Annotated in this window: 21 protein-coding genes; 11 read left to right on the forward strand and 10 right to left on the reverse strand. The window is 68.5% G+C overall.

The genetic code is table 11. The features are described from left to right. Nucleotides 1-187: 187 nt before the first annotated feature. Nucleotides 188-1,045: an HAD-IB family hydrolase gene (locus H289_RS0111640; protein ID WP_225433701.1), complete on the forward strand. Its 858-nt coding sequence runs from the start codon at nucleotides 188-190 to the stop codon at nucleotides 1,043-1,045. A gap of 447 nt (nucleotides 1,046-1,492) precedes the next feature. On the opposite strand, the gene H289_RS0111645 is transcribed toward H289_RS0111640, so the two are convergent. Next, entirely contained in the window at nucleotides 1,493-2,263 is a 771-nt protein-coding gene (locus H289_RS0111645) for a Fic family protein (RefSeq protein ID WP_020100972.1), read from the reverse strand. A gap of 149 nt (nucleotides 2,264-2,412) precedes the next feature. On the opposite strand from H289_RS0111645, the gene acs reads away from it, so the two are divergent. Further along, nucleotides 2,413-4,359 (forward strand): acetate--CoA ligase, encoded by a 1,947-nt coding sequence (gene acs / locus H289_RS0111650; protein ID WP_020100973.1) that lies wholly within the window; start codon nucleotides 2,413-2,415, stop codon nucleotides 4,357-4,359. A 24-nt stretch (nucleotides 4,360-4,383) separates the two neighbouring features. Here the strand turns inward: acs and H289_RS0111655 are convergent, their stop codons facing one another. Beyond that, nucleotides 4,384-5,049, reverse strand: a complete 666-nt coding sequence (locus H289_RS0111655) for a S1 family peptidase (protein ID WP_110772248.1) — start codon at nucleotides 5,047-5,049, stop codon at nucleotides 4,384-4,386. A 117-nt stretch (nucleotides 5,050-5,166) separates the two neighbouring features. On the opposite strand from H289_RS0111655, the gene H289_RS0111660 reads away from it, so the two are divergent. Continuing rightward, entirely contained in the window at nucleotides 5,167-5,676 is a 510-nt protein-coding gene (locus H289_RS0111660) for a phage holin family protein (protein WP_029105113.1), read from the forward strand. Next, a complete protein-coding gene (locus H289_RS0111665; RefSeq protein WP_020100976.1) occupies nucleotides 5,676-6,641 on the forward strand; it encodes an alpha/beta fold hydrolase in 966 nt (321 codons plus the stop codon). Before H289_RS0111660 ends, H289_RS0111665 begins: the two co-directional genes overlap by 1 nt. On the opposite strand, the gene marP is transcribed toward H289_RS0111665, so the two are convergent. From marP to nth, 4 genes are read right to left on the reverse strand one after another with little or no spacing between them, the layout of a single operon-like run. Further along, a complete protein-coding gene (gene marP / locus H289_RS0111670) occupies nucleotides 6,630-7,823 on the reverse strand; it encodes an acid resistance serine protease MarP (protein ID WP_020100977.1) in 1,194 nt (397 codons plus the stop codon). The two genes, H289_RS0111665 and marP, sit on opposite strands and share 12 nt — an antisense overlap. Next, nucleotides 7,820-8,584, reverse strand: a complete 765-nt coding sequence (locus tag H289_RS0111675) for an NUDIX hydrolase (RefSeq protein WP_020100978.1) — start codon at nucleotides 8,582-8,584, stop codon at nucleotides 7,820-7,822. The genes marP and H289_RS0111675 overlap by 4 nt, the downstream gene beginning before the upstream one ends. Then, complete coding sequence (locus H289_RS0111680) at nucleotides 8,581-9,234, reverse strand: TlpA family protein disulfide reductase (protein ID WP_029105114.1); 654 nt, start codon at nucleotides 9,232-9,234, stop codon at nucleotides 8,581-8,583. Before H289_RS0111680 ends, H289_RS0111675 begins: the two co-directional genes overlap by 4 nt. Continuing rightward, complete coding sequence (gene nth / locus H289_RS0111685) at nucleotides 9,231-9,917, reverse strand: endonuclease III (RefSeq protein ID WP_020100980.1); 687 nt, start codon at nucleotides 9,915-9,917, stop codon at nucleotides 9,231-9,233. The genes H289_RS0111680 and nth overlap by 4 nt, the downstream gene beginning before the upstream one ends. Nucleotides 9,918-10,082: 165 nt before the next feature. Between nth and H289_RS0111690 the strand changes: the two genes are divergently transcribed. Together H289_RS0111690 and crp are read left to right on the forward strand one after the other, a co-directional pair. Then, nucleotides 10,083-10,433, forward strand: coding sequence for a hypothetical protein (locus H289_RS0111690; RefSeq protein ID WP_020100981.1), 351 nt, complete (start codon nucleotides 10,083-10,085; stop codon nucleotides 10,431-10,433). Between the two features lie 103 nt (nucleotides 10,434-10,536). After that, on the forward strand, nucleotides 10,537-11,211 hold the full coding sequence (gene crp / locus H289_RS0111695; protein WP_020100982.1) for a cAMP-activated global transcriptional regulator CRP: 675 nt from the start codon (nucleotides 10,537-10,539) through the stop codon (nucleotides 11,209-11,211). Nucleotides 11,212-11,271: 60 nt separating this feature from the next. Here the strand turns inward: crp and H289_RS0111700 are convergent, their stop codons facing one another. The 3 genes from H289_RS0111700 to sp36 are packed head-to-tail and all read right to left on the reverse strand — an operon-like array spanning nucleotide 11,272 to nucleotide 12,655. Next, nucleotides 11,272-12,045, reverse strand: coding sequence for an MBL fold metallo-hydrolase (locus tag H289_RS0111700; RefSeq protein ID WP_020100983.1), 774 nt, complete (start codon nucleotides 12,043-12,045; stop codon nucleotides 11,272-11,274). Then, nucleotides 12,042-12,497 (reverse strand): RidA family protein, encoded by a 456-nt coding sequence (locus H289_RS0111705; protein WP_020100984.1) that lies wholly within the window; start codon nucleotides 12,495-12,497, stop codon nucleotides 12,042-12,044. The genes H289_RS0111700 and H289_RS0111705 overlap by 4 nt, the downstream gene beginning before the upstream one ends. Then, a complete protein-coding gene (gene sp36 / locus H289_RS30350) occupies nucleotides 12,494-12,655 on the reverse strand; it encodes a Sp36 family protein (RefSeq protein WP_090562576.1) in 162 nt (53 codons plus the stop codon). Before sp36 ends, H289_RS0111705 begins: the two co-directional genes overlap by 4 nt. A 48-nt stretch (nucleotides 12,656-12,703) precedes the next feature. Here sp36 and bagA point away from each other — a divergent pair, with 48 nt between their 5' ends. Both bagA and bagB read left to right on the forward strand, forming a co-directional pair. Next, nucleotides 12,704-13,744: an ATPase BagA gene (gene bagA / locus H289_RS0111715; RefSeq protein ID WP_020100986.1), complete on the forward strand. Its 1,041-nt coding sequence runs from the start codon at nucleotides 12,704-12,706 to the stop codon at nucleotides 13,742-13,744. After that, complete coding sequence (gene bagB, locus H289_RS0111720; protein ID WP_020100987.1) at nucleotides 13,741-14,877, forward strand: ATPase BagB; 1,137 nt, start codon at nucleotides 13,741-13,743, stop codon at nucleotides 14,875-14,877. The genes bagA and bagB overlap by 4 nt, the downstream gene beginning before the upstream one ends. A gap of 63 nt (nucleotides 14,878-14,940) precedes the next feature. Here bagB and H289_RS0111725 read toward each other — a convergent pair whose 3' ends face one another. Next, entirely contained in the window at nucleotides 14,941-15,246 is a 306-nt protein-coding gene (locus H289_RS0111725) for a WhiB family transcriptional regulator (protein WP_020100988.1), read from the reverse strand. Between the two features lie 341 nt (nucleotides 15,247-15,587). On the opposite strand from H289_RS0111725, the gene ponA2 reads away from it, so the two are divergent. The 3 genes from ponA2 (at nucleotide 15,588) to cds1 (ending at nucleotide 20,174) form a co-directional block, all read left to right on the forward strand. Next, nucleotides 15,588-18,023: a transglycosylase/D,D-transpeptidase PonA2 gene (gene ponA2, locus H289_RS0111730; RefSeq protein ID WP_020100989.1), complete on the forward strand. Its 2,436-nt coding sequence runs from the start codon at nucleotides 15,588-15,590 to the stop codon at nucleotides 18,021-18,023. A 103-nt stretch (nucleotides 18,024-18,126) separates the two neighbouring features. Continuing rightward, complete coding sequence (locus H289_RS0111735; RefSeq protein ID WP_020100990.1) at nucleotides 18,127-19,077, forward strand: metallophosphoesterase; 951 nt, start codon at nucleotides 18,127-18,129, stop codon at nucleotides 19,075-19,077. Next, the gene (gene cds1, locus H289_RS0111740) at nucleotides 19,074-20,174 is read left to right on the forward strand and encodes an L-cysteine desulfhydrase Cds1 (protein ID WP_020100991.1); all 1,101 of its coding nucleotides are present in this window, start codon (nucleotides 19,074-19,076) and stop codon (nucleotides 20,172-20,174) included. Before H289_RS0111735 ends, cds1 begins: the two co-directional genes overlap by 4 nt. Nucleotides 20,175-20,305 lie beyond the last annotated feature (131 nt).

Raw genomic sequence — 20,305 nt, forward strand, 5'->3', positions numbered from 1 at the left:
TGCACACCCAGCGCTGGCCGGGTAATGCCCACTATACACACGTCAACAGGGCTGTGCGCAACTGTTGATTGTCTGTGAAAGGCGCGTGTCAGCACGTCAATCGCCGCGATGGTCGCCCCACGGGCGACCGACACAGCGACACCGCCGCCCACCCGGCACCCGCGTTCCGGAGCATATGCTGGGAGCCGTGACCGCATCCGAACCGGCCGCCCAGGCCGCGGCCGCGCCGCGTCAGGAGGCCGAGTCGAGCGCTCCGGTGCGCACCGCAGCCTTCTTCGATCTCGACAAAACGGTGATCGCCAAGTCCAGCACCCTCGCTTTTAGCAAACCTTTTTTCAACCAGGGACTACTGAACCGGCAAGCCGTCCTCAAGTCCACCTACGCACAGTTTCTGTTCCTGATGTCCGGCGCCGACCACGATCAGATGGACCGCATGCGGTCCTACCTGACCAACATGTGCACCGGCTGGGACGTCGAACAGGTCAAGTCGATCGTCGCCGAGACGCTGCACGACATCGTCGACCCGCTGGTCTTCGCCGAGGCCGCCAACCTGATCGCCGACCACAAGCTGTGCGGCCGCGACGTCGTGGTGGTCTCGGCATCCGGCGAGGAGATCGTGGCGCCCATCGCCCGCGAACTCGGCGCCGATCATTCGATGGCCACGCGCATGGTGGTCGAGGACGGCAAGTACACCGGCGACGTCGACTTCTACTGCTTCGCCGAGGGCAAGGTCGAGGCGATCGAGGAACTCGCGGCCCGCGAGGGCTACGCGCTCGAGCACTGCTACGCCTACTCGGACTCCATCACCGATCTGCCGATGCTCGAGGCCGTCGGCCACCCGGCGGTGGTGAACCCGGATCGCGCCCTGCGCAAGGAGGCCGCCGCCCGCGGCTGGCCGGTACTGACCTTCACCCGCCCGGTCTCGCTGCGGGACCGGCTGCCGGCGCCGTCGGGCGCCGCGGTGGCCACCACCCTGGCCGTCGGCGCCAGCGCTCTCGCGGCCGGCGCCGTGACGTACTCGCTGCTCCGTCGACTGAACTTCTGAAAGCTACTGACGAGTTGCTGAGGCCCCCTCAATAACAATCACAAATCGCCGGTGATTGACCCTTGATGTGACTGCGGTCACGTAGTACAAAGGAAGCACGGAAGCCCCCGAGGCCAAGACCGAACCGGAAGAGAAGGTTCGACCTCCCGAGGCGGGCATCCCAGCACGGAATACCGGCACCCACGCGGAGCACATACCGCGACAATGGTAAAAGCGTTGTGGGCCTGCGTAATTGCGAAGAGCGAACGGCTAAGAGGACCCCTTGGGTGGGGTTGTAGTCGCAGCGCATTGCAGGGACGCCGAGGCCACCCACACAACCCGACAAGCACGCTTGGTAACCGGGGTTCCGTGCTAGCGGGCGGCGAGCCGAGTCAGATGCCCTCTGACGACGGAGCGCCGCCCGCTTTTATGTGTCCGTCTTTGCTGGAGAGGGTCTCAGACGGCCCGCTACTTGGCGGAAGCCTGCGCGATCGACAGCGCCTCACGCGCCCCGGCATGCAGGGCACGACTGCTGGAGATCAACCAGGCCGTCAGCCCGTCGGCCGTGCCCGACGCGAAGCCCCGTGCCGTGGCACGGTATTCGCCGACCTGACGCATCCAATACATCTCGGGAACGCCGAGGCCGTGCGGATCGAGTCCACTGGACATGGTGATCAATCGGGACACCGCCCGCGCCACCACACCGTCGGCCACTCCGAATGGAGCCAGGCTCAGTAGTTCGCCGTGAGCGACGGCCGCGAGCACCGTCGCGGGCACCCGGCTCCCACCACTCACGATCTCGCCGAGCAGCTCCAGCCGCCGACCCACGTCCGGATCGTCGGTGCGGGGCCGGCCGAGCTGGTCCGGATCCGTCAGATCCGCGGCCGCCAGCGAGTGCAGGCGGGCGATCGCCTGCAGCGGCGCCCGCTGCCAGACGCCGACGAGCGCGGTCGAGCCACCTTCGAGCGCCTCGGCCACCCGTAGCGCGCCGGCGAGCACCGCGTCGGCGCGCTCACCTTTGGCCGGTGCCTCGCCGTCCTTACTGAAACTCAGGGATCCGCCGTCCAGCACCGAGGACGCCCGCGCGGCCCGCATCGATGCCTCGGCCGCGGTGGCCGGCCAACCGCGCAGATTCACCTTGTGCCGGTGGGCCCGGCCGAGCGCTTCACGCGCCTCGTCTCCGGCCTCGGCCACGCCGGGCAGTTCGGCCAGGGGAGCCAGCGGGTCAGGTGCAGCCACGTCCGCACACGGTAATGCCACCGGGTGGTCACCTCCAACGTCACGGTGGCGAGCCACCTCCAACGTCACGGTGGCGAGCCACCTCCAACGTCACGGTGGCGAGCCACCTCCAACGTCATTGCAACCTGCCAGTGACTACGCTCACAACCATGACACAAGACACCGCTGTGCCACAGGCTTACCCGCCGCCTGCCGAGTTCGCCGCGCAGGCCAATGCCACTGCCGCGCTGTATCAAGAGGCCGACGCCGATCGCCTGGATTTCTGGCGCCGCCAGGGTGAGCGGTTGTCGTGGGCGACCCCGTTCACCGAGGTGCTCGACTGGTCCAATGCGCCGTTCGCCAAGTGGTTCGGCGACGGCAAGCTCAACGTCGCCTACAACTGCGTCGACCGCCACGTCGAGGCCGGCAACGGTGACCGCGTCGCGATCCACTGGGAAGGCGAGCCCGTCGGCGACGCCCGCGACATCACCTACGCCCAGCTCAAAGACGAGGTCAGCAAGGCCGCCAATGCCCTGACCGCCCTGGGTCTGAACGCCGGCGACCGCGTCGCCATCTACATGCCGATGGTGCCCGAGGCCATCGTCGCGATGCTGGCCTGCGCCCGCCTCGGTGTCATGCACTCGGTCGTTTTCGCCGGTTTCTCGGCCACCGCGCTGGCCGCCCGCGTCGAGGACGCCCAGGCCAAGCTCGTCATCACCACCGACGGGCAGTACCGCCGCGGCCAGGCGGCCTCGCTCAAGTCCGCGGTCGACGAAGCCGTCACCGGCCAGCCGAGCGTCGAGCACGTCCTGGTGGTCAAGCGCACCGGCATCGACGTCGACTGGACCGGCGGCCGCGACGTCTGGTGGCACGAGATCGTCGACGCACAGTCCACCGAGCACGCCCCCGCGGCATTCGACGCCGAGCAGCCGCTGTTCCTGCTCTACACCTCCGGCACCACCGGCAAGCCCAAGGGCATCGTGCACACCAGCGGCGGCTACCTGACCCAGGCGTCCTACAGCCACCACAACGTCTTCGACATCAAGGCCGACGACGTCTACTGGTGCACCGCCGACATCGGCTGGGTCACCGGGCACACCTACATCGTCTACGGCCCGCTGGCCAACGGCGTCACGCAGGTGGTGTACGAAGGCACCCCCACCTCGCCGAACGAGCACCGGCACTTCGACATCATCGAAAAGTACGGCGTCACCATTTATTACACGGCGCCGACGCTCATCCGCACCTTCATGAAGCTGGGCCACCAGATCCCCGCGGCGCACAACCTGTCCAGCCTGCGGGTGCTCGGCTCGGTCGGCGAGCCCATCAACCCCGAGGCCTGGCGCTGGTACCGCGAACACATCGGCGCGGGCACCACACCCATCGTGGACACCTGGTGGCAGACCGAGACCGGCGCCATCATGATCTCCCCGCTGCCCGGCGTCACCGCCGCCAAGCCCGGCTCGGCCATGACCCCGCTGCCCGGCATCAGCGCCAAGATCGTCGACGACGACGGCAACGAACTGGTCCCCGGCGCCGACGAAGAAGAACACGTCACCGGCTACCTCGTGCTCGACAAGCCGTGGCCGTCGATGCTGCGCGGCATCTGGGGCGACGACGAACGCTTCAAGGACACCTACTGGTCCCGTTTCGCCGAACAGGGCTGGTACTTCGCCGGTGACGGCGCCCGCTACGACGCCGACGGCAACATCTGGGTCCTGGGCCGCATCGACGACGTCATGAACATCTCCGGCCACCGCATCTCCACCGCCGAGGTCGAATCCGCCCTCGTCGGGCACTCCGGTGTGGCCGAAGCCGCCGTCGTCGGCGCCACCGACGCCACCACCGGCCAGGCCATCTGCGCGTTCGTCATCCTCAAGGCCTCCGCGCACGGCGGCTCCGAGAACATCGTCGAAGAACTGCGGGCCCAGGTCGCCACCGAGATCTCCCCCATCGCCAAGCCGCGCGAGATCCACATCGTGCCCGAACTGCCCAAGACCCGTAGCGGCAAAATCATGCGCCGCCTGCTGCGCGACGTCGCCGAAGGCCGCGACCTCGGGGACACCTCGACCCTCGTCGACCCCAGCGTCTTCGAGGCCATCCGCGCCAGCAAGTAGGGCAGCCAGCAGGGCCAGGCCGGCTCAGGCGATGGGCACGTAACCCGCGCCGGGCCGGCTCTTGGCGTCGAGATCGGCGATCACCGCGTTGATCGACACCGTCACGGCCGGGGTGTGCAGCGGCACGTACTTGACGACGCACGTCGGCAGGTCGTCGCTGAACGCGCCGTGGATCATGCCGACCAGTTTGTTGTTGACGGTGACGGGCGCGCCCGAATCGCCCGGCTGGCCACACACCTGGTCCACGATGGTGCCCGGGTCCTGCCCGGGGCCCCAAGTGACACCGCAGGTGTAGCCGGTGGTGCGGCCCAGCTTGCACGCCACCTGGCCGAAGGCCGGGTCCGGGCCGATGCCGTCGATCTGGAAGCCGTTGACGTTGTTGAGGGGCTGCACCTTGGCCGGGTCGAACTCGATGACGGCGTAGTCCAGCGGCTGGCTGCCGGCCACCATGACTCCCAGCGTGCCGCGGTTCTCGGCGCCCTCGGCCGCCACCTCGTGGCCGGGACCGCCGCAGTGCGCCGACGTGAAGCCGACGAGCTTGCCGCGGTTGTCATGCCCGATGGTGGTCAGGGTGCAGAACGTGTCACCGTCGACGACGATGCCGGAGCCACCGCCCAGCGGCACCGGTGCGTCCGCGTGGGCCGGCACCCCGACCGACGTGATGACCAGAGCAATGGCCATCCCACACATCGAAGCAAACCCGGGTGCCAAACGCATCGGGGCAGTGTATCGCTGGGCCGGATCGTTAAGCGGCGCCCCACGTGGCAACATATGCCAGGACTACACCGACGCCGGGAGGACGTGTTCGTGAGCAATGGCGATCGCAAGAATGGCCCCGTTCCAGCCACGGTGACCTCGATCCCGCTGGTGGATCCGCATGCGCCCAAGGCCGATCCGTCGATCGGCGATCTGGTCAAGGAAGCCACCGCGCAGATGTCGACGCTGGTGCGCGCCGAGGTCGAGCTGGCGCGCGCCGAGATCACCGCCGACGTGAAGAAGGGCCTGACCGGCAGCGTCCTGTTCATCGCCGCCCTCGTCGTGCTCTTCTATTCGACGTTCTTCTTTTTCTTCTTCCTCGGTTCGCTGCTGGAGCTGTGGCTGCCGGCCTGGGCGTCGTATCTCATCGTCTTCGCGCTGATGGTGCTGACGACCGGTGCGCTCGCCTTCCTGGGCTTCCTCAAGGTCCGCAAGATCCGCGGCCCGCGGGACACCATCGCCACGGTCAAGGAGGCCAAGGTGGCGCTGACACCGGGCCACGACAAGCCGTCGAGCCAAGCCTCCATTCGCACGGCTTCTAGCGACACCTCAGGCTGGTAGTGCCGCCACCTGATCCGTCGGTCGTCCGGATCGACGGTCCGTGGCGACACCTCCAGGTGCACGCGAACGGGATCCGCTTCCACGTCGTGGAGGCCGAGGGCTCGGAGCCCGAAGACCGGAACGCGGACGGTTCCTCCAACGCCGAGCGTCCCCTGGTGATCCTGCTGCACGGGTTCGCCTCGTTCTGGTACTCGTGGCGGCATCAGTTGCGCGACCTGCGCGGCGCCCGTGTGGTCGCGGTCGACCTGCGCGGCTACGGCGGCAGCGACAAACCGCCGACCGGCTACGACGGCTGGACGCTGGCCGGCGACACCGCGGGCCTGGTGCGCGCGCTGGGACACCACTCCGCCGTACTGGTGGGGCACGCCGACGGCGGCCTGGTCTGCTGGGCGACGGCGATGCTGCATCCGCGGGTGGTCCGGGGTATCGCGCTGGTGAGTTCACCGCATCCGGTGGCGCTGCGGTCCTCGACGCTGACCGACAAGGGCCAGCGCGCGGCCCTGCTGCCGGCGATGCTGCGCAACCAGGTGCCGTGGTGGCCCGAGCATGTCCTGACCCGCCGCGGCGGTGTCGCCGTCGAGCAGCTCGTCCGCAGCCGGGCCGGCGCCGCCTGGCCTGCGACGGCGGATTTCGCCCAGACGGCCGCGCACCTGCGCACCGCGATCCAGATTCCGTCGGCCGCGCATTCGGCGCTCGAATACCAGCGGTGGGCGGCGCGCAGTCAGGTCCGCGGTGAAGGCCGGCGCTTCATGCGCGCGATGAAACAGCGCACCGCGGTGCCGGTCCTGCACCTGCACGGCACCGCTGATCCGTACGTGCTCGACGACCCGGTCCGCCGGACCCAGCGCTACGCCCCGCAGACCCGCTTCGTGTCCATCCCCGGCGCAGGGCATTTCGCGCACGAGGAGCAGCCGTCGACCGTCACCTCGGAGCTGTCGACGTTCCTGCACCAGCTACCCGGCTGAGATGCACTTCCCGGTCGGCACCGCTTCGGAGTTGTCGACCTTGGCCATCTGCTTGGCCACCTCGTCGGCCGTGAGGACGAAGCCCGTGTCGGCGTCGTCGACCGCGGCGCCGAACACGACACCGAGCACCTTGCCGCTGCCGTCGATCAGCGGCCCACCCGAATTGCCTTGGCGGACATTGCCTCTGATGGTGTAGACCTCACGCGTGACGGTCGTGGAGTGGTAGATGTCGGGGCCGTTGAGCTTGATGACCTCGCGGATGCGCGCCGGGGTCGCGGCGAACTCGCCGCCGCCCGGGTAGCCCATGACGACCGCGCCGGTCCCGGTCTGCGCCTCCTGCATGTCGAACTTCAGGGGCGCCGCGGGCAGGTCGGGGGCGTCGAGAATCGAGATGTCGGCCTCGGGGTCGTACGACACGACCTTGGCGTCGTAGCTCTTGTCGTCGACCTGGACGGTGACGCTGTTGGAGCCGGCCACCACGTGCGCGTTGGACATCACCCGGCCGGGCGCCACCACGAAGCCGGTGCCCTCGAGCACCTTCTGGCAGCTCTGCGCGACACCGCGGATCTTCACGACGCTGCCCTTGGCGGCGGCCACCGCCGGATCGGCGACGAGCGCGGGGTCAGGTGCCGAGACGCTGACGATCGGGGTGCGGCCGAACGGCTGCAGCACCGACGGCAGGCCCGAGGTGTTCAGCAGTGCCGAGAGCCGCGTGGGCACGCGCTTGAGCCAGGCCGGCGCGAGGTCGTTGACCTCGGACAGCACGCGCGAACCGTTCACCGCCGCAGCCAGGTTCGGCTGATCGGACGACGTCAGCGGCGTGGCCAGCAGCCAGGCGGCGACCAGGACCGCGACAAGTTGCAGGGCCATGCCGACGACCGAGTCGAAGCCGCGCACCACTTCGTTGCGCATGGCGCCACGGACGGCGCGGCCCAGCACCACACCGGCGATCTCGCCGACCACGACCAGGCCCAGGATCAGGAACAGGGCGATGAAGAGCTTGCTGCGGGCGCCGTCGACGTGCGCCACCACATGCGGCGCCAGCAGGACACCGGCCACCGCGCCGAGCACCACACCGAGAAAAGACAGCAGCGAGCCCAACGCCCCGGACCGCCAGCCCGAGACGGCGGCGACGAAGGCGACGGACAGAACGGCCAGATCCAGCCATTGTGAAGGTGTCATGGTTGATCCACACGGTAGCCGCTGGACTCGCCCAGCAGCGCCATTGCCGCGTCCAGTTCCTCGACGACGTCGGTGTTCCAGGGCTTGGCCCAGCCTGCGACGTCGAGCATCGCGGAGATCACCTGAGCGGTGAAGCCCCACACCAGCATCTGGTTGAGCAGAAAGGCCGGGCCGGCGAACCGCCGCGTGTTCTCTTTGCGGTACACCATCAACCGGTTCTCGGGATTGACGAAGGCGCGCACCGGAACCCGCGCGACGATCGCGGTCTCGGCCGGATCGACAGCGCGGACGTGGCCCGGGTCGGGCGAGTACGCGAGCACCGGGACGACGTGAAAACCCGAGGGCGGGATGAACATTCGGTCCAGCTCCGCCAGTATGTGCAGCCGGGAGGGATCGATCCCGGTCTCCTCGTTCGCCTCCCGCAGGGCGGTGCCGATCGGACCGTCGTCCCCCGGATCGGATGCGCCGCCGGGGAACGCCGCCTGCCCGGCGTGGTGCCGCAACGTCGACGCGCGGACGGTGACCAGCAGGTCGGCGTCGGGCGGCAGGGCACCGGCCGGTGCGTCGGGCGCGCCCGAGAACAACACCAGGACGGCGGCGTCGCGTTTGGTGCCGGTCAGCGTCGCGGTGGCGCCGGCAGCGGTGATGGCCGCCAGCACGCTCTTCGGCACCCGGCGCCGGTAGGCCTGCGGCAGGTCCTGTGCGTTGTCGACCAGGGGTTGCAGCCAGGCCGGGGCGGCCTGCGGGTTCAGCACGGTCACCCCGACACTCCTAACTGTGGGTTCACTGCACTGGCGATCTCATCGGCGCTGGTGAACGGCCGGGGCAGGACCTGAGCAACGCTACCGTCCGGGCGCAGCAGCACCGTCGCAGGCATGACGTTGGGCACGCGCAGCGCGGCCGCGATCAGACGCCGGCCGTCCTGCAGCATCGGCAGCTTGACGCCGAGGTCGGCCAGCCGCAGCAGCCCGGCGGTCTCGTTCTCGTCCTGGTGCACCGTCACCACGGTCACCCGGGTGCCCATGCGGCGCTGATACTCGGCGAGTGCGGGCAGTTCGTCGGCGCAGGGACCGCACCAGTAGGCCCACAGGTTCAGCACCACGGCCCGGCCGGCGACGGCCTTCGCGACGTCGACGGGCGTGCCGTCGGCCGCACAGTCGACCGTGATGCCCTGCAGGACTTGTGGTCCGGGGCCACCCTGCGGCGCCGGACAGGGCGGCAGGGCCGCCTTGGCCCGGGGCGCGGCGAGCGCGGCCGGGGTGTCGGCGTCACGATGAGCCCGGGCCTGGCCGGCCGGCTGGCCCGACGGCCCCGGACCCGACGGCTGCTCACCGAGCTGCCGCCACAGCGCCACCCCCAGCACGACGAAGACGGCCAGAACCACAACGGTCCAGCGGGCAGACCGACTCACTCGGTGATCCCGGCCAGCGCCAGCAGGTGCTCGGTCTCGGGTCCTCTGACCAGTGCCGCGGCGGTCGCCAGATCCGTCGGCCCGAGGCCGTAGGACGGGCAGTCGCGGGCCAGCACGCACACGCCGCAGGCCGGGGTCCGGGAATGGCAGACGCGGCGGCCGTGGAAGATCACGCGGTGCGACAGCAGGGTCCACTCCTTGCGCGGGATCAGTTCGCCGACGGCGTGTTCCACCTTGACCGGGTCCTCCTCGGCGGTCCAGCGCCAGCGGCGCACCAGCCGGCCGAAGTGGGTGTCCACCGTGATCCCCGGGATGTCGAAGGCGTTGCCCAGGATGACGTTGGCGGTCTTGCGGCCCACGCCGGGCAGTGTGACCAGCTCGTCCAGGGTGTCCGGCACCTCGCCGTCGAAGCGGGTGACCAGCTCCTGGCCCAGCCCCATGATCGACGTCGCCTTGTTGCGGTAGAAGCCGGTGGGCCGGATCAGCTCCTCGAGTTCGGTCCGGTTGGCCTGCGCATAGTCCAGCGCCGTCGGGTATTTGGCGAACAGCGCGGGCGTCGTGAGGTTCACCCTCTTGTCCGTGCACTGCGCCGACAGGATGGTGGCCACCGCCAACTCGAGCGGGTTGGTGAAATCCAGCTCGCAGTAGACGTGCGGGAAGGCCTGCGCGAGTTCACGATTCATTCGCCGAGCGCGCCGCACCAGACCCAGGTGGGTTTCGTTGTCGAATTTTGCGGTGGATCGTCGCGCAGGCACGCCGGTAAGCGTACTGAGAGAAGTCGGTAAGGATACTTTGACCGGCGTCGTTTCGTGATCACCCTGAGACATTCGGCGTGTTTACTTCTGCGTGTGTCCTGGTTGCTCGTGGTGTGCATTCCCGGGTTGCTCATGCTGGCAACCTTCGGGTTGAGCCGCCTGGAAGCGATGCTCGATACGTCCAAGGAGACGTACACCGCGGCCGACGTCAAAGCCTTTGTCGACAAGGTCAAGACGGCATGGTCGCAGCAGAGTGCACCCTCGGACACACTGCCGCACCGATCGGCGCCCCGATTCGAGGAACCTCGTGCACTGGCGGCCCCGTCGCCGACGCGCGACAACCCGCTCGGGGCCTTCGGTGAACCCGAATTACCCAGCCGCGCGTATGCCCACTATGCGAGCAATCCGCAATTTCGCGACACTCGCCATGCAAATCGTGTGTAGCGTGGCTGGTTGCGAAACGGCTTACCACTAGACTGACTTTGTTAACCAGTTCACTGGCTAGCTTGCGCGCGTTTTTTATCACTCACCAGCCTTAGGGAGCAACGTGGACGAGATCCTGGCGAGGGCCGGAATCTTCCAGGGTGTCGAGCCCACCGCGGTATCCGCACTGACCAAACAGCTGCAGCCTGTCGACTTTCCTCGCGGACACACCGTGTTCGCCGAAGGCGAGCCCGGCGACCGCCTCTACATCATCATCTCCGGCAAGGTGAAGATCGGCCGCCGGTCGCCCGACGGCCGTGAGAACCTGCTGACGATCATGGGTCCGTCGGACATGTTCGGTGAGCTGTCGATCTTCGACCCGGGCCCCCGGACGTCGAGCGCCATCACCATCACCGAGGTGCGCGCGGTCTCGATGGACCGCGAAGCGCTGCGGGCGTGGATCGCGGACCGCCCGGAGATCGCCGAGCAGCTGCTGCGCGTGCTCGCCCGCCGGTTGCGCCGCACCAACAACAACCTGGCCGACCTGATCTTCACCGACGTGCCCGGTCGTGTGGCCAAGCAGCTGCTGCAGCTGGCCCAGCGGTTCGGCACGCAGGAGGGCGGCGCCCTGCGCGTCACCCACGACCTGACGCAGGAAGAGATCGCCCAGCTGGTCGGCGCCTCCCGCGAAACCGTGAACAAGGCACTCGCCGACTTCGCGCACCGCGGCTGGATTCGCCTGGAAGGCAAGAGCGTGCTGATCTCCGACTCGGAGCGGCTGGCGCGCCGAGCTCGGTAGCAGTGACGCAGAGATGCCCCCGCACGCACAGCGTGTCGGGGGCATCTTGTATTCGTGGCGCTAGGCCGTCCGCAGGTAATCCAGCTGGGCCTGAACGGACTTCTCGGCGGCGTCCCACAGCTTCTGGTCGACGTCGGTGTAGACGTGCTCGACAACCTGCCGCGCCGACGCCTCGTCACCGAGCACCTGCAATGCGCCGCGCACCTGGTCGAGCCGTTCCTCCCGGTGCGCGAGGTACATGGCGGCCACCGCCGACAGATCCGGTAGATCGGGGCCGTGCCCCGGCAGGACCGTCCGTCCGCCCAGCCCCTGCAGGCGCCGCAGCGATTCCAGGTAGTCGCGCAGGCTGCCGTCCTCGTTGTCGATGACGGTGGTGCCACGGCCCAGCACGGTGTCAGCGGTCAGGACGGCATCGTCGACAACGAACGACAGCGAATCGGCGGTGTGCCCCGGCGTGGCCAGGACCCTGATCCGCAGCCCCGCGGCGTCGATCACCTCGCCGTCGGTGAGCGGTCCGCCCAGCCCGCGCAGAAAACCACTGCCGACCGAGCGCACCACCGCCCCCGTCAGCGCGACGAGCTTGTCGATGCCGCCGGTGTGGTCGTCGTGCTTGTGACTGATCAGCACCAGCGGGATCTTGCCCAGTGCCGCGATCCGCTCGAGGTGCGCATCGTCGTCGGGTCCCGGGTCGACGATGACCATCTCGTCACTACCGCGCCCGCGCAGCACCCAGGTGTTGGTGCCGTCGAGCGTCATGATCCCCGGGTTGTCGCACAGCAGTACCGAGGCCGATTCGGTTACCGGCCTCAGCACGCCGTACGCCGGATGGGTCATCCGACCTCGACGATCAACTCCACCTCGACCGGCGCGTTCAGAGGCAACTCCGAGACTCCGACCGCCGAGCGGGCGTGCGCGCCGGCGGGGCCGAACACCTCGCCCAGCAATTCGGACGCACCGTTGATCACCGCGGGCTGGCCGTTGAAGCCCGGCGCCGAGGCGACGAAGCCGACGACCTTGACGATCCGCACCACCGAGTCGATGCCGACCAGCGCGTGCACGGCGGCCAGCGCGTTGAGACCGCAGAGCCGGGCCAGGGCCTTGCCGTCTTCGGCACTGACCTCGCCGCCGACCTTGCCCTCGGCCAGCAGACTGCCGGCCTGCATCGGCAGCTGTCCCGAGGTGTAGACGAGGTTTCCGGTCCGGACCGCGGGAACGTAAGCGGCAAGGGGCGCAACGACTTCCGGCAGCTCGATGCCGAGCTCGACCAACCGGTCCGAGACGCTCACTTCGGCCGCTTCAGGTACGCGACGTGCTGCTCACCGCTCGGGTTGGCCAACACCGACACCAGCTCCCACCCGTCCTGGCCCCACTGGTCCAGGATCTGCTTGGTGGCGTGGATCAGCAACGGGACGGTGGCGTACTCCCACCGGGTCGGTTCGCTCATGCCGCCGAGCTTATCGGCCGAGGGGTACCGCATGGTTAACATGCTGGGGTGACCTCCGAATCGACGGGCCAAACCCATACCGGTTGGCCCGCGCGCCTGGACCAGGCGCGCCTCCATTTCGTCACCGGCAAGGGCGGTACCGGCAAAACCACCGTCGCTGCCGCGCTGGCGCTGGCGCTGGCCGCAGGCGGCCGCAGCGTCCTGCTGGTCGAGGTCGAGGGGCGGCAGGGCATCGCCCAGCTTTTCGACGTGCCACCGCTGCCGTACGGGGAGCAGAAGATCGCCACCGCCGAGGGCGGTGGGCTGGTCAACGCGCTGGCCATCGACACCGAGGCCGCGTTCCTGGAATACCTGGACATGTTCTACAACCTCGGCATCGCCGGCCGCGCCATGAAGCGCATCGGCGCGGTCGAGTTCGCCACCACGATCGCGCCCGGCCTGCGTGACGTCCTGCTCACCGGCAAGATCAAAGAGGTCGTCGTCCGCAACGGCAAAACCGCCAAGGAACTGAAGGGACAGCGGCCCTACGACGCCGTCGTGGTCGACGCCCCGCCGACGGGCCGTATCTCGCGCTTCCTCGACGTCACCAAGGCCGTCTCGGATCTCGCCAAGGGCGGGCCGGTGCACTCCCAGGCCGACGGCGTCGTGAAGCTGCTGCACTCGGAGCTCACCGCCATCCACCTGGTCACGCTGCTGGAGGCGCTGCCCGTGCAGGAGACGCTGGAGGCCATCGAGGAACTACGGGAGCTGGAGCTGCCGATTGGCAGCGTCATCGTCAACCGCAACATCCCGGCCTACCTGTCGCAGGACGATCTGGCGAAGGCCGCCGAGGGCGTCGTCGACGCCGACGCGGTACGCGCGGGACTGGCCGACGCGGGAATCACGTTGTCCGACACCGACTTCGCCGGACTGCTGACCGAGACCATCCAGCACGCGACGCGCATGATGGCGCGCGCCGAGAGCGCCGAGGCGCTCGACGCCCTCGAAGTGCCCCGCCTCGAACTGCCCGCCCTGCCCGACGGGGTCGACCTGGGCAGCCTGTACGAACTCGCCGAAGCACTCGAGCAGCAAGGGGTTGGCACCAAATGAGCGGCAAACCCTTGAAGCTCGACATGCACGCGATCCTGTCGGACACCGCCAACCGCGTAGTGGTGTGCTGCGGCGCGGGCGGCGTCGGCAAGACCACCACGGCCGCCGCGATGGCGCTGCGGGCCGCCGAGTACGGCCGCACCGTCGTGGTGCTGACGATCGACCCGGCCAAGCGCCTGGCGCAGGCCCTCGGCATCAAGGACCTCGGCAACACCCCGCAGCGGGTGCCGCTGGCTCCGGAGGTACCGGGCGAGCTCTACGCGATGATGCTGGACATGCGCCGCACCTTCGACGAGATGGTGGTGCAGTACTCCGGCGAGGACCGCGCCGACGCGATCTTGGAGAACCAGTTCTACCAAACCGTCGCGACGTCGCTCTCGGGCACGCAGGAGTACATGGCGATGGAGAAGCTCGGCCAGCTGCTGGCCGAGGACAAGTGGGATCTGGTCGTCGTCGACACCCCGCCGTCGCGCAACGCGCTGGACTTCCTGGACGCCCCGAAGCGCCTCGGCAACTTCATGGACAGCCGTCTGTGGAAGCTCCTGCTCGGACCGGGCCGCGGCATCGGCCGCCTCGTCACCGGCGCCATGGGCCTGGCGATGAAGGCACTGTCCACCGTGCTGGGTTCGCAGATGCTCTCCGACGCAGCCAGTTTCGTCCAGTCGCTGGACTCGACGTTCGGCGGTTTCCGGGAGAAGGCCGACCGCACGTACGAACTGCTCAAGCGCCCTGGCACCCGGTTCGTCGTGGTCTCGGCCGCCGAGCCCGACGCGCTGCGCGAGGCGTCGTTCTTCGTCGACCGGCTGTCGCAGGAGCAGATGCCGCTGGCCGGCCTGATCCTCAACCGCACGCACCCCATGCTGTGCGACCTCACCGCCGATGCCGCCGACGAGGCGGCGGGCAAGCTGGAGAAGTCCGGCCAGGACGCCGACGCGCTGGCCGCGGCGACGCTGCGGATCCACGCGAACCGCACCGTCATCTCCAAGCGTGAGGTGCGGCTGCTGTCGCGGTTCACCGGGGCCAACCCGCACGTGGCATTGGTGGGCGTGCCGTCACTGCCGTTCGAGGTGTCAGACCTCGAGGCGCTGCGGGCCATCGCCGATCAGATCACCGGCGACATCGTCAAGGCGTAAGCCCGAACCCGAACAACGGAAGTCCGCAGAAAACTGCGGACTTCTGTTGTGTCAGAAGGAAAATCAGACCGCGTTGCGGTGCTTGCGCTGGGTCGCGAAGAACTCGGCCCAGGACACCACCTCGGGGTGCTGCTTGAGAAGGGCGCGGCGCTGACGCTCGGTCATGCCGCCCCACACGCCGAACTCGACGCGGTTGTCGAGGGCGTCGGCGCCGCACTCGACGATCACCGGGCAGTGCCGGCAGATGACTGCGGCCTTGCGCTGTGCGGCGCCCCGGACGAACAGCTCGTCGGGGTCGGCCTGCCGGCATCGGGCCTGCGAAACCCAGGCGATCCTGGCTTCGGCTTCAGGTTGGACCACACCCTGCATCGCGCCGTTTCCGGCCTTGGGAGCGATTGTCGCGCGAACTACTGGCTGTGTACCTGTCACCAGCGATCCCTTCGTCACACCGTCTCCCGACGGCCGAGTCCTCCCGAGTAGGTCGCTGATGCGATCTACGCCACATTGCGGCTAGTAGTGTTACCTAGATCGCATTGTGTGTTCAAGTTAGGTGGTCAGGGGCCTATTGCGCAATGGGTCTGGGGCCGCTTTTTTGGGACGTGTGTCCAAACGTTAATTTTTGCCCGTGTCGCAGCCACCTAGATGCCCTGGGGACGTGGTAATCGACCAGCACTCAGCTGCTGGCCACCACGGTCGCTAGGCTGTACCCCATGTCCGAGCGACCGCAGAACCGTCCGCCGACCGCGGTCACCGTCATCAAGTTGACGTGGTGCGTTCTGCTCGCCGCCGTGGTGCTTGCCGCGATGATGTTCCCGCTCATCGGGGGTGCCGGCCTGATGTCCAACCGGGCATCCGACGTCGTCGCCAACGGTTCGGCCCAGCTGGTCGAAGGTGATGCGCCCGCCGTATCCACCATGGTCGACGCCAAGGGCAACCCCATCGCGTGGCTGTATTCGCAGCGTCGCTTCGAGGTTCCGAGCGATCAGATCGCCAACACCATGAAGCTGGCCATCGTCTCGATCGAGGACAAACGGTTTGCCGAGCACAACGGGGTTGACTGGAAGGGCACGCTGACGGGCCTGTCGGGCTACATGTCCGGCTCCGCCGATACGCGTGGTGGATCGACCCTCGAGCAGCAGTACGTGAAGAACTACCAGCTGCTCGTGGTCGCGCAGAGCGACGCCGAACGGCGGGCCGCCATCGAGACCACCCCGGCACGCAAGCTGCGCGAAATCCGGATGGCGCTGACCCTGGACAAGACGTTCACCAAGTCCGAGATCCTGACGCGCTACCTGAACCTGGTGTCGTTCGGTAACGGCGCGTTCGGCATCCAGGACGCCGCCCAGACGTACTTCGGCATCAACGCCAACCAGCTGAACTGGCAGCAGGCCGCGCTGCTCGCCGGCATGGTGCAGTCGACCAGCGGACTGGATCCGTACGTCAACCCCGACGGCGCCCTGGCACGCCGAAACCTGGTGCTGGACACCATGATCCAGAACGTCCCCCAGGAAGCCGACGCCCTGCGCGCCGCCAAGGCCGAGCCGCTCGGCATCCTGCCGCAGCCCAACCAGCTGCCCCGCGGCTGCATCGCCGCCGGTGACCGCGCCTTCTTCTGCGACTACGTCCTCGACTATCTGTCGAAGGCCGGCATCAGCAAGGACCAGGTGGCCAAGGGCGGCTACCTGATCCGCACGACGATCGACCCCGACATCCAGAACTCGGTCAAGTCGTCGATCGACGGCATCGCGTCCCCGTCCATCGACGGCATCGCCAGCGTCATGAGCGTCATCCGCCCCGGCAAGGACAACCACCAGGTGGTGGCGATGGCCAGCAACCGGACCTACGGCCTGAACACCGCGGCCGGGGAAACCATGCAGCCACAACCGTTTTCGTTGGTCGGTGACGGCGCCGGCTCCATCTTCAAGCTGTTCACCACGGCCGCCGCCCTGGACATGGGCATGGGCATCAACGCGCAGCTGGACGTGCCCGGCCGGTTCGAGGCCAAGGGCCTGGGCAGTGGTGGCGCCAAGGGCTGCCCCAAGGACAAGTGGTGCGTCGAGAACGACGGCCGCTACCGGGGCAGCATGAACGTCACCGAAGCGCTGGCGTCGTCGCCGAACACCGGGTTCGCCAAACTCATCTCGCAGATCGGTGTCCCGCGGACCGTCGACATGGCGGTCAAGCTGGGGCTGCGGTCCTACGCCGCGCCGGGCACCGCCCGCCCGTACGACCCGAACAGCAACGAGAGCCTGGCCGACTTCATCAAGCGCCAGAACATCGGCTCGTTCACCCTGGGACCGTTCGAGGTCAACGCCCTCGAGCTGTCCAACGTCGCGGCGACGCTGGCGTCGGGCGGCACGTGGTGCCCGCCCAACCCGGTGGACAAGGTGTTCGACCGGCACGGCAACGAGGTCTCGGTGACCACCCAGACCTGCGAGCAGGCGGTCCCCGAGGGTCTGGCCAACACCCTCGCCAATGCGATGAACAAGGACGCCATCAGCGGCACCGGCGCCGCGGCCGCACAGTCGGTGGGCTGGACCTTGCCGGTATCGGGCAAGACCGGCACCACCGAGGCCCACCGGTCGTCGGCGTTCCTGGGCTTCACCAGTGCCTACGCCGCCGCCAACTACATCTACGACGACTCGCCCACCCCGTCCGACCTGTGCTCGTTCCCGCTGCGCCAGTGCGGCCGCGGTGATCTCTACGGCGGCCACGAGCCGGCCCGCACCTGGTTCACGGCGATGAAGCAGTTCACGCCACCCAACGTGGTGATGCCGCCGACCGACCCGCGCTATGTCGACGGCGGGCCGGGCTCGAAGGTGCCGAGCGTCGCGGGTATGGACCTCGACCTGGCGCAGAACCGCATCAAGGAAGCCGGCTTCCAGTTGTCGGCGCAGCCGTCGTGGGTCAACAGCACCGCGCCGTCGGGGCAGGTGGTCGGAACGTCGCCGTCGGGGCAGACCATCCCCGGCTCGATCATCACGATCCAGGTCAGCAATGGCATCGCGCCGCCGCCACCGCCGCCACCGCCAGTGGGAATTCCGGGCCTCGACGGCCTGCCGCCGGTGCAGATCGGGTCGACGGTCGTGGAGATTCCGGGCCTGCCGCCCATCACCGTGCCGGTCCTCGGTCCCCCGCCCCCATAGGCCCGGCCGAAACCTCAGAACGACCTAAGCCAACCCTGTGGGCTTTCTAACGATGACCAGCGACAACGGGCCAACTCTCGCGCTGAGCAAGTAGGCTGCCTGCATGTCTGCCATCGCCCGTAACGCAGCCGTCACCGTCGCCGGAACCCTGGCTGCGGGCCTCGCCTACGCGTCGCTCATCGAGCGCAACGCGTTCGTGGTCCGCGAGGTCACCATGCCGGTGCTGACGCCCGGCTCGTCGCCGCTGCGGGTGCTGCATCTGAGCGATCTGCACATGATGCCGGCGCAGCGTCGCAAGCAGGCGTGGCTGCGCGAGCTGGCCCGCTGGGAGCCCGACCTGGTGGTCAACACCGGCGACAACCTCTCGCACCCGAAGTCGGTGCCGGCCGTGGTGCAGGCGATGGGTGATCTGCTGGCGGTGCCCGGTGTGTTCGTGTTCGGCAGCAACGACTACTTCGCGCCGAAGCCGAAGAACCCCGCCAACTACCTGTTCAGCAAGCACAAGCGAATCACCGGGCGGCCGCTGCCGTGGCAGGACCTGCGCGCGGCGTTCACCGAGCGCGGCTGGCTGGACATGACCCACACGCGGCGCGAGATCGAAGTCAACGGGCAGCTCATCTCCGTCGCCGGGGTCGACGATCCGCACCTCAACCGCGACCGGTACGACACCATCGCCGGACGGCCCAACCCAGCGGCCAACCTGTCGCTGGGCGTCACCCACGCGCCGTACACCCGCGTGCTGGACCGCTTCGCCGACGACGGCTACCAGCTGGTGCTGGCCGGCCACACGCACGGCGGGCAGCTGTGCGTGCCGTTCTACGGCGCGCTGGTGACGAACTGCGACATCGACACCTCCCGGGTGAAGGGCCCGTCCCGCTGGGGTGCCCACACGCAGCTGCACGTGTCGGCCGGTCTGGGTACCTCGCCGTACACGCCGGTCCGCTTCTGCTGCCGGCCCGAGGTGACGCTGCTGACGCTGGTGGCCGCGCCCACCGGCGGTGGGCACACCGGTATCGGCGCCGACATGACGCAGCCGGCCGTCTCGGCACGGTGACCTCGCCGGTGGCGGAGCGCAGCGTCGACCGCGGCTGGGTCGACAACGCGGTGCGCCTCATCGAGGCCGACGCCCGGCGCAGCGCCGACACCCATCTCCTGCGCTATCCGTTGCCCGCTGCCTGGAGCGCGAGCGTCGACGTCCAGCTGTATCTGAAGGACGAGAGCACGCACATCACCGGCAGCCTCAAACACCGGCTGGCCCGGTCGCTGTTCCTGTACGGGTTGTGCAACGGCTGGATCGGTCCGCACACGACGGTCATCGAGGCGTCCTCCGGGTCCACCGCGGTGTCCGAGGCGTATTTCGCGGCGCTGCTGGGGCTGGAGTTCATCGCGGTGATGCCGTCGTCGACGAGCGCGGCCAAGATAGAACTCATCGAAAATCAGGGTGGCCGTTGCCATTTCGTCGAGCAGTCGTCACAGGTGTACGACGAGGCGGAGCGCCTGGCGCGCGAGACGGGCGGCCACTACCTGGATCAGTTCACCAACGCCGAGCGCGCCACCGACTGGCGGGGCAACAACAACATCGCGGAGTCGATCTTCTCGCAGCTGCGCGACGAGGCCCATCCGATTCCGGAGTGGATCGTGGTCGGTGCGGGCACCGGCGGCACCAGCGCCACGATCGGGCGGTTCCTGCGCTACCGGCGCCATGCCACCCGGCTCTGTGTGGTGGACCCGGAGAATTCGGCGTTCTATCCGTCGTGGGCCACAGGCGACCGGGAAGTGTTCACCGGGGCGTCGTCGCGCATCGAGGGCATCGGCCGGCCGCGGGTGGAGCCGTCGTTCCTGCCCGGCGTCGTGGACGCCATGGTGTGCGTGCCGGACGCGGCCTCAGTGGCCGCAGCGCGGCACGTGAGCAAGGTGCTGGGCCGACGAGTGGGGCCGTCCACGGGGACAAACATCTGGGGTGCGTTCGGGCTCCTGGCCGAGATGGTGGCGCAGGGCCGCAGTGGGTCGGTGGTGACGCTCCTCGCCGACAGCGGTGACCGCTACGCCGACACCTACTTCGACGACGCGTGGGTCAGCAGCCGCGGGCTGGACTCGGCCGACGCCGCAGCGGCGCTGGCGGAATTCGAGCGCTCCGGCCGCTGGGAGTGATCCTGACGGCCCAGCCAGGCCGCCCGGTAGTCAGAAGTCGCGAACAGCCACAGCGCCGCCAGACCGAAGAATCCGCAGTAGAGCAAGGCTCCCAATCCGGTCATGTTCGTTCCTCGCTTTCTGGCGTTCGG

This window comes from Mycobacterium sp. 360MFTsu5.1 (assembly GCF_000383495.1).
In the GTDB taxonomy this organism is placed as follows: domain Bacteria; phylum Actinomycetota; class Actinomycetes; order Mycobacteriales; family Mycobacteriaceae; genus Mycobacterium; species Mycobacterium mucogenicum_B.